The 11,362-nt window shown below is 59.3% G+C and carries 12 protein-coding genes; 2 read left to right on the forward strand and 10 right to left on the reverse strand.

Features of this window, described 5'->3' with window-relative positions:
* Window positions 1-78 precede the first annotated feature (78 nt).
* From KSS91_RS02040 to KSS91_RS02065, 6 genes are all read right to left on the reverse strand, one after another.
* Window positions 79-903: an FkbM family methyltransferase gene (locus KSS91_RS02040; protein ID WP_217836912.1), complete on the reverse strand. Its 825-nt coding sequence runs from the start codon at window positions 901-903 to the stop codon at window positions 79-81.
* Between the two features lie 343 nt (window positions 904-1,246).
* Window positions 1,247-2,476, reverse strand: coding sequence for a methyltransferase (locus tag KSS91_RS02045; RefSeq protein WP_217836913.1), 1,230 nt, complete (start codon window positions 2,474-2,476; stop codon window positions 1,247-1,249).
* Window positions 2,457-3,146 carry an ABC transporter permease gene (locus tag KSS91_RS02050; RefSeq protein ID WP_217836914.1) on the reverse strand — a complete coding sequence of 230 codons (690 nt, stop codon included), beginning with the start codon at window positions 3,144-3,146 and terminating at the stop codon, window positions 2,457-2,459. Before KSS91_RS02050 ends, KSS91_RS02045 begins: the two co-directional genes overlap by 20 nt.
* Window positions 3,143-3,838: an ABC transporter permease gene (locus KSS91_RS02055; protein ID WP_217836915.1), complete on the reverse strand. Its 696-nt coding sequence runs from the start codon at window positions 3,836-3,838 to the stop codon at window positions 3,143-3,145. Before KSS91_RS02055 ends, KSS91_RS02050 begins: the two co-directional genes overlap by 4 nt.
* 72 nt (window positions 3,839-3,910) lie before the next feature.
* On the reverse strand, window positions 3,911-4,660 hold the full coding sequence (locus tag KSS91_RS02060; protein WP_217836916.1) for an ABC transporter substrate-binding protein: 750 nt from the start codon (window positions 4,658-4,660) through the stop codon (window positions 3,911-3,913).
* Window positions 4,661-4,673: 13 nt separating this feature from the next.
* The gene (locus tag KSS91_RS02065; protein ID WP_217836917.1) at window positions 4,674-5,447 is read right to left on the reverse strand and encodes an ABC transporter ATP-binding protein; all 774 of its coding nucleotides are present in this window, start codon (window positions 5,445-5,447) and stop codon (window positions 4,674-4,676) included.
* 564 nt (window positions 5,448-6,011) lie between these two features.
* Here KSS91_RS02065 and gabP point away from each other — a divergent pair.
* A complete protein-coding gene (gene gabP, locus KSS91_RS02070; protein ID WP_015093062.1) occupies window positions 6,012-7,403 on the forward strand; it encodes a GABA permease in 1,392 nt (463 codons plus the stop codon).
* 71 nt (window positions 7,404-7,474) lie between these two features.
* On the opposite strand, the gene KSS91_RS02075 is transcribed toward gabP, so the two are convergent.
* From KSS91_RS02075 to KSS91_RS02090, 4 genes are all read right to left on the reverse strand, one after another.
* Window positions 7,475-7,930 (reverse strand): hypothetical protein, encoded by a 456-nt coding sequence (locus KSS91_RS02075; RefSeq protein WP_015093065.1) that lies wholly within the window; start codon window positions 7,928-7,930, stop codon window positions 7,475-7,477.
* A 6-nt stretch (window positions 7,931-7,936) separates the two neighbouring features.
* A complete protein-coding gene (locus KSS91_RS02080) occupies window positions 7,937-8,353 on the reverse strand; it encodes a hypothetical protein (RefSeq protein ID WP_007972780.1) in 417 nt (138 codons plus the stop codon).
* Window positions 8,354-8,448: 95 nt separating this feature from the next.
* On the reverse strand, window positions 8,449-9,423 hold the full coding sequence (locus KSS91_RS02085) for an alpha/beta hydrolase family protein (RefSeq protein WP_217836918.1): 975 nt from the start codon (window positions 9,421-9,423) through the stop codon (window positions 8,449-8,451).
* Between the two features lie 69 nt (window positions 9,424-9,492).
* Window positions 9,493-10,551 carry a PDDEXK nuclease domain-containing protein gene (locus KSS91_RS02090; RefSeq protein WP_217836919.1) on the reverse strand — a complete coding sequence of 353 codons (1,059 nt, stop codon included), beginning with the start codon at window positions 10,549-10,551 and terminating at the stop codon, window positions 9,493-9,495.
* Window positions 10,552-10,805: 254 nt separating this feature from the next.
* Here KSS91_RS02090 and KSS91_RS02095 point away from each other — a divergent pair, with 254 nt between their 5' ends.
* Window positions 10,806-11,255: a carboxypeptidase regulatory-like domain-containing protein gene (locus KSS91_RS02095; protein ID WP_217836920.1), complete on the forward strand. Its 450-nt coding sequence runs from the start codon at window positions 10,806-10,808 to the stop codon at window positions 11,253-11,255.
* The last annotated feature ends 107 nt before the right edge of the window (window positions 11,256-11,362 follow it).

The raw sequence follows: 11,362 nt of genomic DNA on the forward strand, positions 1-11,362 counted from the left end.
GTGTCAGGGCGACGATTATAGCGATTGGATAGGTTCTGTAAACCCCTGAATTCTGACTATTTTTACGCGGGCTTCGGGTCAGGCGCGCAGCAGGGTTTTCTTGAGTTTCTGAATGGCTTTCCAGGTTCGACTGTTTTGCATTGCGCGCAGCTGTGCTTCGGCTTGATCGGCGCGTTGCAGGGCGGCGGTGAGTTGGTGTTCGGCGTCGCTGACGGGGTGGCTGAACTTGTGGCCTTTGCAGAACTGGAATTCGTCCAGGTTGCACGGCGGGATGTCGAAGGCGGGTTTGAGGTTCAGGTGTTCTTCGGCGAGGTAGTAGGTGTTGATGCCGTCGAACAGGATGGAGTGGTAGCCAGCGTCGGTGACGAGGGTTTCCCAGGTCTGGTCGCGGGCCCAAGGGGTTTCGATGAGGATTACCCATGGCCGCCACTGGGTGAAGTCCATGCCGCGCAGGACGGTTTCTTCGTGGCCTTCGACATCGATTTTCAGGAAGTGGATGGCGCGGCCCCGGACGTGTTCTTCGCAGATGGAACTCAGGGTGCGGGACTTGATCGTCTGGGTGCGCACGTCCATTCCGGCGTCTTTGTGCACTTTCGCCATGGCCGGGTCGAGGGTCGAGAGGCCGGTGCCGGCGATGCCGTAGAAGGTCAGATCGTCAGCGCTTTCCCCGGCCGCGCATTGCAGGTTGGTGTCCTTGGGGCGTTGCTGGCACAGGGCTTCGTAGTAGTTGGGCATCGGTTCGACGTTGATGCCGGTCCAGCCGTTGTCGTAGAACGCCTTGGTGACCGAGTCGTGGGTGGGGTCGTTTGCCCCGACGTCGATGTAGAAGCCGTTCTCGACGGTTTTGAGGGCGCGCCACAGGCGTATGTCTTCGAAATTCTGTGCGTAGGAAATGAACGTCACTGGCGCATCCTGTCGGAGGAATATTCTTGTTCGTGGCCGCGCTGCCGGCGCCCTTGCGTGTGTGTATATCAAGAGTAATGAAAGGGTGCAATTTCCCCTGTCTGCGGTCCGGGATTAGGCGTTTATGTCGTTTTGGTTAAATGCTTATGCACAATGGCATTGGCGGCGCACTGGGTTTAGGCCGAATTTGTGGATCCGTTCTCATTTGTCCGCAAATGCCTGTTTTTTCGATTTTTTATGCGGGTGTACAAAAAATGAACAGTGTGGATTTTGGCCTGAAACAGGCGTAGATATTGGATCCACGATTATTTCATCAACAGAGTTATCCACAGGGCGGATGTGTTTAAGCGCGTTCGGCCAGGAGCAGGAAATTACGTGGCGTGAGCGGGGTTTTGCAGAAGGTGCCGACGCGGACGCTGTAGCCCTGCTCGGCGAGGAAAAGTGCCCGGTCAAGAACCAGCCAAAGCTCCAGTGGGCGTCGGAAAAGTCCGCGTAACAGTTCAAGGTTGCGCACTTCGGCCAGTCGCTGCCAACCGGCGGCTTCGAGGGCTGGCCAATTTTGCGGGCCGACTGTGGATAACTCTTTGAGTGCGGCCAGGTGATGGCAGTAATCGGCAAAGGGTTTGTCCAGCCAGGCGCTGGGCAGGGAAGGGGTCGGCAGATACTCGTCCATGCCGCGCAGTTGCCGCTGCAGCAAGTCGAAACCCAGGCGCCGGGCCATGGAGGTGTCGCGTTGACGGCGCACGCGGGCGCCAGCGGTGACGGTTTCGCTCATGGGCAACGCGAGGTCGTCGAGGGAAAGCTGTAGGCCGGAGCCTTGGGCGGCCGAGGAAATCGGCGAGTATTGGGCAAGGCTGATCCGGTTGTAGCAGCACGGCGCGATGGCGAGCTGTTTACAGCCTGTGGCGCTGGCAAGTTGAATCAGCCGCACATGCAAATCACCGCAGGCGTGAAGCGCGACGGGCGTGTGGTGCGCACTCAGTAAAGTAGCTGCGTTTGCCGCGAGCACATCCTGTTCAATATGCAGCGCATGCAGGTGATGACGCTGGCTGAGTGCCTGGCCGCTGGTTACCAGTGCCGGGTCGTATTCCAGGCAAGTCAGTTGTTGCCCAGGCTGCAGCAGGCGTCGCCCCAGGTGTCCCTTGCCCGAGCACCAGTCCAGCCAATGCTTCGGTGTTTCGCAGAACTGCAATCGACTGGCGAAAGCTTCGATCTGCTGCCATTTGCGCCCCGGTACATCGACGTTCAGCCGATGGCCGGCCGCTTCGAGTGCGTGTGCAGGCAATTCATCCACAGCACTCAAGGCAACGGACATCGATGCCAAGGAAGCAAAGGGTTCCGGCGCATTCAGTAGGGCGGGTTGATTGTGGGCGTTTTCCGCGTCTTCCAGTGATCGCTCGCGTAGCCATTCGGCCAGAGCTGGGTAGGACGCTTCCCAGGGAAGTTGCAGATGAGTGAACGGCCGAGGTTTCCACAGTGCCTGATGCTCTGTCAGAAAAGCACCCAGCGCGGTGAAGCGGGCGAGCAAGGCCTCGCCCGTCAACACGCCATCCTCAACGCCCTTGGCAGGCATCGACGCGCAACCAGCGCTCCAGCAGCTTGAAGCCGCGCACCAGCACGTAAGCCATCACCAGGTAGAACATGCCCGCGGCGAAGAAGATCTCCACCGGCAGGTAGGTCCGGGCAATGATGGTGCGGGCCATGCCGGTCAGTTCCAGCAGGGTCACGGTACTGGCCAGGGCGCTGGCCTTGAGCATCAGGATCACTTCGTTGCTGTAGGCTGGCAGGCCGATGCGCGCCGCGCGCGGCAGCATGATGAAGAACAGCGCTTTTGGCTTGGACATGCCCAGCGCCCGTGCCGCTTCGATCTCGCCCGGTGGTATCGCCTGAATGGCACCGCGCAGGATTTCCGCAATGTAGGCTGCCGTGTGCAGGGTCATGGTCGCCGTGGCGCACCAGAACGGATCGCGCAGGTACGGCCACATCGAACTGTTACGGATCACGTCGAACTGCGCCAGGCCGTAGTAGACCAGGAACAGCTGAACCAGCAGCGGCGTGCCCCGGAAAAAGAAGATGTAGCCGTAGGGAAAGGCCCGCACCCACCACAGGCGCGACGAGCGGGCGATGCCCAGCGGAATGGCCAGCAGCAAACCGGCGATTACGGCGATGGCCACCAGTTCCAGGGTCAGGGTCGCGCCCTGGGCCAGTTTCGGCAGCCACTTGATGATGACTTCCCAGTTCATTGGGTGCTCCTCGCGAAGCCGCGAGCGGCGCGTTTTTCCAGGAAGTACATGCCGGTCATCGCCAGCACCGTCAGGCTCAGGTACATGAACGCGGCCACCATATAGAAGGTGAACGGTTGTTTGGATACGGTCACGCCGATTTGCGCGTGACGCATGATTTCTTCCAGGCCGATCACCGACACCAGCGCGGTGTCTTTCATCAGGATCATGAACAGGTTGCCAAGGCCCGGAAGGGCGATGCGCCACATCTGCGGCATGATCAGCCGGGTGAAGATGCGCCACTTCGACAGGCCCAGGGCCACGCCGGCTTCGCGATGGCCTTTGGGGATGGCGAGGATCGCACCGCGAAACACTTCCGTGGCGTAGGCGCCGAAGCACAGGCCCAGTGCAATCACGCCAGCGGCGAAGGCGTTGAGCTCGAGGTCGGGGTTGCCGAAGAACTCGCCCAGGGCACGCATCAGGTTGACCGTGCCGAAGTAGATCAACAGCACCCAGAGCAATTCCGGGATGCCGCGAACCAGGGTCGAATAAGTGCCGCCAAGCCATTGCAGCGGCTTGTACGGGGAAGTCTTGGCCAAGGCGCCGAGCAGACCGAGCACCAGCCCCAGGCACAGGGCCGAGAGTGCCAGTTTCACAGTCATCAGCGCGCCAGCGGCGAGCGCCGGGCCGAATCCGTAGAGGTCGATAATCATGGATTTCTTTTCAAATCGCGGCAGGCAAGGCCGAGAACCGGCGCCATCAGGCGCCGGTCAGGCAGGTCAGAATCAATAGATGCTGAACGGGAAGTACTTGTCGTTGATCTTCTTGTAGGTGCCGTCAGCGACGATTTCTTTCAGCGCGGTGTTCAGCTTCGCGCGGATCGGATCGTTTTTACGCACGGCAATACCGATCTTGTCGCTTTCTTCCACCGGGTCGCCCTTGAACTCGTAGGCACGGCCAGCGTCGCTTTTCAGCCATTCGTAGTTGACGTACTTGTCGGCCAGGATGCCGTCCAGACGGCCGGAAGTCAGGTCGAGGTAGGCGTTTTCCTGGGTGTCGTAGAGCTTGATGGTGATGTCGTCACCATAGTTGTCTTCCAGGAAGGTGCCGGCCAGGGTCGCGCGCTGGGCGCCGATGATCTTGCCTTTGACCGAGGCCTTGTCGGTTTTGAAGTCGACGTCTTTCTTGGCGATGAACTGCAGCTTGTTGGAGTAGTACGGGTCGGTGAAGTCCACTGCTTGCTTGCGTTCGTCGGTGATCGACATCGAGGAGATCAGGAAGTCGAACTTCTTGGCGTTCAGGGCCGGGATGATGCCGTCCCAGTCGGAGGTCACCACGGTGCACTCGACTTTCATCTTGGCGCACAGGGCGTCGCCGATCTCTTTGTCGAAGCCGACGACATTGCCACTGGCATCTTTGTTGTTGAACGGCGGGTAGGCCGCTTCGATGCCCATCTTCAGGGTTTCGGCCATGGCACTGGCGCTGAACGCCAGGGTGACGGCGGCAGCCAGGAAGACCTTTTTGTAGTTCTGCATGTGGATAGCTCCGTTAGCGGTTGCTGGACATGAATTGTTTGCAGCGCGCCGAAAGCGGGTTTTCGAACACCTGCTGTGGCGATCCTTGCTCTTCTACCAGGCCCTGGTGGAGGAACACCACTTCGCTGGAGACCTGACGGGCGAAGCCCATTTCGTGGGTCACGAGCAGCATGGTGCGGCCTTCTTCGGCCAGCGCGCGGATGACATTAAGTACTTCCTGGACCATTTCCGGGTCAAGCGCGGAGGTGGGCTCGTCGAACAGGATGACCTTGGGCTGCATGGCCAGGGTGCGGGCGATGGCCGCGCGTTGTTGCTGGCCGCCGGACAGTTGCGCCGGGTAGGCGTGGCGCTTGTCGGCGATGCCGACCTTGGCCAGCAGGGCTTCGGCGACTTCGATGGCTTCGGCCTTGCTCTGGCCGAGCACGCGGCGCGGGGCTTCGATGATGTTGTCGAGCACGCTCATGTGCGGCCACAGGTTAAAGTTTTGAAATACAAAACCGATTTCACTGCGCAGGCGATTGATCTGCTTGCCGTCGGCGGCCACCAGCTCGCCGTTCATCGCAGCCTTGAGCTTGAGTTCTTCGCCGGCCACCAGGATCTGGCCCTGGTGCGGGTTTTCCAACAGGTTGATGCAGCGCAGGAACGTGGACTTGCCGGAGCCGGAGGAACCCAGGATCGAGATCACATCGCCGTCGCGGGCGGTCAGCGAGATGCCTTTGAGCACCTCCAGCGAACCGTAGCGTTTGTGCAAGTTGCGGATTTCAAGCGCGGGCGTGGCCTCAGCCATGTGCGTTCCTCATATATGTTGCGCTCCTGCTCTTGGCGGCCTTCCTGGCGAGGCGGCCAACCTAGCATAGCGTTTCAATGGCAGCCAACAGCGCTACGGGCAGTAAACGGCTGGCGTGTGGCAGGTTGTCGCATCGGCGCAGCAGACTGTCGCCCCATCAACAACCGAACAGCCGTTTGAACCTTGCCTGTCGATAAAAAGCGCGGTGGCTGTCGCAAAAAAAGGCGCGATGTTGCCAGCTTTGACGGGGTGTTGGAAGCGCTATCCGGCCAAATGCAGCGGTTGTGCACTTTTAATGTGCGCAGGGCCATTTTCAGGTGTGTTTCCGGTGCGCAGATTTGCCCCGCAAAGTGGGTCGCAGGGTAACGCTCTGGCAAAGTGCTATTGAATTCAATGGGTTGCGATGACCGTCCGGTCGAAGTGAGATCGCCGGGCTAGAGGGATATGAAACATTTTGGCGCAATTATTGCGTGCAGAATCCAGAACGCCCTGTTGGCTTCTTTTTACGAGAAGGTCCGCCGAACGGGATGCACGCATTCGCTTCTCCTTACAAAGGTAGTTTTAATGAGCAGTACCCAAAGCTCTAATGGCCTCGAACAGGGGCTCAAACCGCGCCATGTGACCATGCTGTCGATTGCCGGGGTTATCGGCGCCGGCTTGTTCGTCGGCTCGGGGCACGCCATCGCCGCTGCAGGTCCGGCTGTTCTGTTGGCTTACGCCGCCGCCGGCATGTTGGTGGTGCTGGTGATGCGCATGCTCGGCGAAATGGCCGTTGCCTCGCCGGACACCGGTTCGTTTTCGACATACGCCGACCGCGCGATCGGTCACTGGGCCGGTTTCACCATCGGCTGGTTGTACTGGTGGTTCTGGGTTCTGGTGATCCCGTTGGAAGCCAACGCTGCCGCGACCATCCTGCATGCCTGGTTCCCTGGCGTGGACATCTGGGCCTTCGCCCTGGTCATCACGATGCTGTTGACGGTGACCAACCTGTTCAGCGTGAAGAATTATGGTGAATTCGAGTTCTGGTTTGCCCTGATCAAAGTCCTGGCCATCATTGGTTTCATCATTCTCGGCGTAGCGGCGATCTTCGGCTTCCTGCCGAACAGCCAGGTCAGCGGCGTTTCGCACTTGTTCGACACCCAGGGCTTCCTGCCAAACGGCATGGGCGCGGTACTGGGCGCGATCCTGACCACCATGTTTTCCTTCATGGGCACCGAGATCGTGACCATCGCGGCCGCGGAATCGAAAAACCCTGGCAAGCAAATCTCCAAGGCTACCAACTCGGTGATCTGGCGGATCGGCTTGTTCTACCTCGTGTCGATCTTCATCGTTGTGGCCCTGGTGCCTTGGAACGACCCGGTACTGGCAAGCCTGGGCTCCTACCAGACCGTGCTTGAGCGCATGGGCATCCCGAACGCCAAGATGATTGTCGACATCGTGGTGCTGGTTGCTGTGACCAGCTGCCTGAACTCGGCGCTCTACACCTCGTCGCGGATGCTGTTCTCCCTGGGCAAGCGCGGTGATGCACCGGCCATGTCCACGCGCACCAACAAAAGTGGCACGCCTTACTGGGCGGTGATGTTGTCCACTGGTGCTGCGTTCCTGGCAACATTCGCCAACTACGTGGCCCCGGCTGCCGTGTTCGAATTCCTGCTGGCAAGCTCCGGCGCCATCGCATTGCTGGTGTACCTGGTGATCGCGATTTCGCAACTGCGCATGCGCAAGCAGCGTATGGCTCGTGGTGAGAAAATCGTCTTCAGCATGTGGCTTTTCCCGGGCCTGACCTACGCGGTGATCGTCTTCATCGTTGCGGCCCTGACCATCATGCTGTTCCAGGATGCCCATCGTGTGGAAATCCTCGCGACCGGCTTGCTCAGTGCCCTGGTAGTAGCAGCCGGCTTGCTGGTGGCTCGCCGTCGCAAACTGGAAAAGCGCGGCGCGGTGGTGCTGAACTGATCCATATTGCGTAATGCAAAACGGCCGCTGTCAGTGATGACAAGCGGCCGTTTTTGTTTGTGCCGTAACCCTTACTCGGCTTTTTCTGCCGGCATTTCCTGCGACTCGCGGTAGGCGTCCAGCGCAGTGCCGAAGTCAGTAATGAACTGTGGTTCGCTCAGCCATGCCTGGGCGGCATCGCGGTCCATGCCGTCGGCCCACATGCGGTAGTCGATCAGCATGTCGGCGGCCAGGTGGGTGGCGGCCATGCCTTCGTCGTCGGCGTTTTCCATGTCCAGCAGTTCTGGGTGGTCGACGATGATAAAGGCGAGGTTCGTCAGCAGGACCGAGAGCATTTCGCTGCGGCTGACGGCTTCGGCGTCGCGCATTTTGCTGAACATCGCCAGGGTGTATTCCGGGATCGGCTCGGCGAGGTGACCGAGTTCATCATCGTCCAGTGCAGCGGGTTTCCTGCCGTGGATATTGATCTGCTTGGCTTTGGCTTTTGCACGCTTGGCGCGTTTCTGTTGCTTGTTCAGGGAGGCCATGGGAACTCAGTTCGGTTTCTGTTGGGTTTGCGCGGCAATGGCGTCGGACGCCGCCACATAGTCGGCCTGGAAGGCCGGGGATTCGATCCACGCCAGGGCGCCAGCTTCGTCTGTTTCAGCCGACCATTGGCGATATTCGATCAGCGCGGCGAGGATGAAGTCCATCGCGCCTTCTTCGCCTTCCTGCTCGTACACCAGTTCCAGCAACGGGTCTTCGAGGAAGGCCGTGCACATGGCTTGCTGGCTGATCTTTTCGGCGTCGATCATTTTCTTGAACAGTTCGGTCAGATCCACCGATTCGAAATCGATGCGATCGTCGTTCGGGTCCAGTTCGACCGGCGCGGCGGCCCGCTGGGTGCGGTTCTGCTTGGCCTTGGCCTTGGCGCGGGAGGCGCGTTTGTGTTGCTTGTTGGCAGAGGCCATGGGCGTCGTTCCGTATTCGTTGAAAGGGCAAGAGGCCTAGGGGGCGTTCTCAATTAGCTTCCCGGCGCGGCGTGAAAGCTAATTGAGAGCGCCCCCTAGCCGCGTGGCACTCGCCGCCCGGGGGTATCGGGGGCCAGTTCGCCGTTTTGCAGCCAGGCCAATGCAATGGGCCATAGTGTGGCTTGGTATGGGCTGCGAAAAAAGGCGAAATGTCCGACTTCTTCTTCGCCGATGTCTTCGGGATGGATACGCAGGTGAACGTTTGTGCTGCCGGTGAAGTATCTGAGCAGGCGTTCGATGGCCGGGACCGTGCCGTAAGGATCATCGCTGAGGCTGATGGCCAGGGTTTGCGCGGTGACGTCGGCAAAGGGCAGTTGCCCGCTTGTTGTGCTGATTGCGCGGCCGCTGGCGCGTGTTTCGTAGCGGGCAGTGGACAGGCTCCAGTCACGGACCACGCCGGCGGGTGTGTCCTCCAGCCATCCGAGGCGTTTGCCCGGAAAGTAGCCGTAGACCATCGTCACCAGTGGCATCAGCACATGCCACTTGGCAAACATCCGCCAGCGATGGGCGGGCGCATAGTCGCGCCAGTAGGCGAATTGCGCTCCGACCGTCACCAGACGCCGGATCAGGTGCCCGGACGCCCCCAGTCCCGCTGCGCAGCCGCCAAAGCTGTGGCCGACCACATCGATAGGCTGCCCGGGGAACTCACGCTGTGCGCGCTTGAGCATCGCCTCGAAGTCCAGTGCTCCCCAATCGGTCCATGAAGCCTTCAGACCTTTGAGCGATGCCGGCCGCGACTCGCCGATGCCGCGGTAGTCATAGGTGATGACGTCGAAGTCGTGATCGAACAGATAGTCGGCGAAGCGCGAGTAATGACGACAACGGACCGAGGTGGCGGCGTTGATGATAACGACCGGACGAGCGGCATCCCGGAACGGGTGTCGCCAGGTGAAACCACCGAGGACAAAGCCGTCTGCAGCGGTTTCCTTGAACGGTTCGCCGGACGCAACGCGTTGCAACGGCAACTCGATTTGAGTTGAGACGAGTGAAGGCGTTTCCTGCAAATTCATCGGCGTCGGACCTTTGCGGGTAGCTGCCAACGATAGTCTTGATGCCGTTGATGAACAATCCATTGGGCCTCAAGGCAGTGGTTGATCGAGCAGTCGCTCTTCAAGTGCTGCCAGTTCCCGATCCAGTTCGTTACGGAGTTCCTCTTCGCTCGGCAGGACAAGCTTGTACTTGCTGGCGAGCAGTTGTTCGCTTCCTTCCTGCATTGAGTAGCGCACCACGGATTCATCTTTTTGCGCACGGAGAATGATGCCGACGGTAGGGCTGTCTTGCGCGCTGTGTTTCAAGTCGTCGTACATGCGCAGGTACATGTCCATCTGCTCCACATCCTGATGGGTCAGTTCACCGCGCTTGATATCGAAGATGACGAAGCACTTGAGCAAGTAGTTGTAGAACACCAGGTCGATGTAGAAGTCTTTGCTGTCGGTACTGATGCGTTGCTGGCGGGCTATGAACGCGAATCCCTTGCCCAGTTCCAGCAAGAAGCCTTGCAGCTGTTCGATCAACGCCTGTTCGATCTCGCTTTCCTGAAGCTTGCCGGCATTGGGTAAACCCAGAAACTCCAGTACCACCGGATCACGGATGAAATCCCGAGGGCTGGCCTTCATGTTTTGAATGTTGGTGGCGGCCTCCTGCTTGACACTGCCGCGATCTCGGCTCGCCAGCAGGCGTTCGTAGTACAGCGTATTGATCTGGCGTTCCAGGGCGCGGCTCGACCAGTTTTGTGTGGCTGATTCGTTCATGTACCAGAGGCGGGCGCTGTCGTTGTCGACCCGAAGCAGGCGGCGGTAGTGGGTCCAGCTCAATTCGTGACGCAGTGCGTCACGAATTGGAAAGGCTTGATAGAACAGGCGCATATACCGAAGGTTGGAAGCGTCAAATCCCTTTCCGAATTCCGCAGTTAGCTCTTTGGCCAGAGTCGACAGGAACTCTTTGCCATACTTCACCCGCCGAGCGCCTTCCTGCTCGAACTCGACGATATGTCGACCAATCTGCCAACAGGTTTGCACCTGAACGGTATCGACCGCCCGAAGCACCTTCTGGCGTGCCTGATGGATCGATTTGCCAAGGTTCCCAAGCAGTGAAGCCAGATAGGGGTCGTGAGTGTCGTTGGGTGTGAGGGCCGTCATGAGGTCTTCCGCAGCAGATTGGATAGCGAAAGAGAATGACAAGTGAGCACCCTTCGAAGCTGCCGGGAGTGACTGAAAAACAGGCAGGAAATCCCGGGTTCGCCGGCAGGACGTGTCGGAGGGCAGGCGAGGGCTGAGGAGCAAATGGCGTAGTACGTTTCGTACTCAGGCCAAATCAATCTAAAACCCCGCCCTGCGACTGGAAATCCAAAGAATGTAACGATTGGGTTCTGCAGAACCCGGGAGTCGTCATCATGAAGTACCTCCATTCACTCCTGTTGCCTCTCACCGCCGTCGGCGTGCTGATGTTTCCATCGATGTCGCCCGCCGCCAGCCTTGATCCAATCGACAGCACTGGCGTACAGGTGCAGCGCCAGGAGCAAAACGGCATCGCCTACCTGTCCGGCGGTATCGGCGAGGATGAGTCCAGGGCCATCCAGCAGAGCACCGGCTACAACCTGCACATGACGTTCTCTGTCGGGACGGAAAATAAATACATTCCTGGCGTGAACGTAGTCATTCAGAAAGCCCCCGGGCAAACCGTGCTGACACTCAATGACGCCGGTCCGTTGGTTTACGTGAAGCTGCCGGCCGGTAAATACACGGTCATTGCGACGCGCAACGGCGAAACCCGGCAGGACGTTGCCGATGTTGGCAGTGGTGCAGCTCGTAACCTGGTTTTCCACTGGAATGATGCGAGTTAACGAGACGCTCTACACCATGGATCGGAAATAAACCCTGAATCTGCGATTCAGGGTTTTCTTTTCGCAAGGTGAGGCCAGAACACTCCGCAAGAGAACCGGAAAGCGCC

It is taken from the genome of Pseudomonas azerbaijanorientalis, from assembly GCF_019139795.1.
GTDB lineage: Bacteria > Pseudomonadota > Gammaproteobacteria > Pseudomonadales > Pseudomonadaceae > Aquipseudomonas > Aquipseudomonas laurylsulfatiphila.

Bases quoted from the DNA above. Each gene is read 5' to 3' on its own strand.
- KSS91_RS02085 (WP_217836918.1), bottom strand. From the start codon at position 9,423: ATGAATTTGCAGGAAACGCCTTCACTCGTCTCAACTCAAATCGAGTTG.
- KSS91_RS02080 (WP_007972780.1), bottom strand. From the start codon at position 8,353: ATGGCCTCTGCCAACAAGCAACACAAACGCGCCTCCCGCGCCAAGGCC.
- KSS91_RS02095 (WP_217836920.1), top strand. From the start codon at position 10,806: ATGAAGTACCTCCATTCACTCCTGTTGCCTCTCACCGCCGTCGGCGTG.
- KSS91_RS02065 (WP_217836917.1), bottom strand. From the start codon at position 5,447: ATGGCTGAGGCCACGCCCGCGCTTGAAATCCGCAACTTGCACAAACGC.
- KSS91_RS02090 (WP_217836919.1), bottom strand. From the start codon at position 10,551: ATGACGGCCCTCACACCCAACGACACTCACGACCCCTATCTGGCTTCA.
- KSS91_RS02075 (WP_015093065.1), bottom strand. From the start codon at position 7,930: ATGGCCTCCCTGAACAAGCAACAGAAACGCGCCAAGCGTGCAAAAGCC.
- KSS91_RS02050 (WP_217836914.1), bottom strand. From the start codon at position 3,146: ATGAACTGGGAAGTCATCATCAAGTGGCTGCCGAAACTGGCCCAGGGC.
- gabP (WP_015093062.1), top strand. From the start codon at position 6,012: ATGAGCAGTACCCAAAGCTCTAATGGCCTCGAACAGGGGCTCAAACCG.
- KSS91_RS02045 (WP_217836913.1), bottom strand. From the start codon at position 2,476: ATGCCTGCCAAGGGCGTTGAGGATGGCGTGTTGACGGGCGAGGCCTTG.
- KSS91_RS02060 (WP_217836916.1), bottom strand. From the start codon at position 4,660: ATGCAGAACTACAAAAAGGTCTTCCTGGCTGCCGCCGTCACCCTGGCG.
- KSS91_RS02055 (WP_217836915.1), bottom strand. From the start codon at position 3,838: ATGATTATCGACCTCTACGGATTCGGCCCGGCGCTCGCCGCTGGCGCG.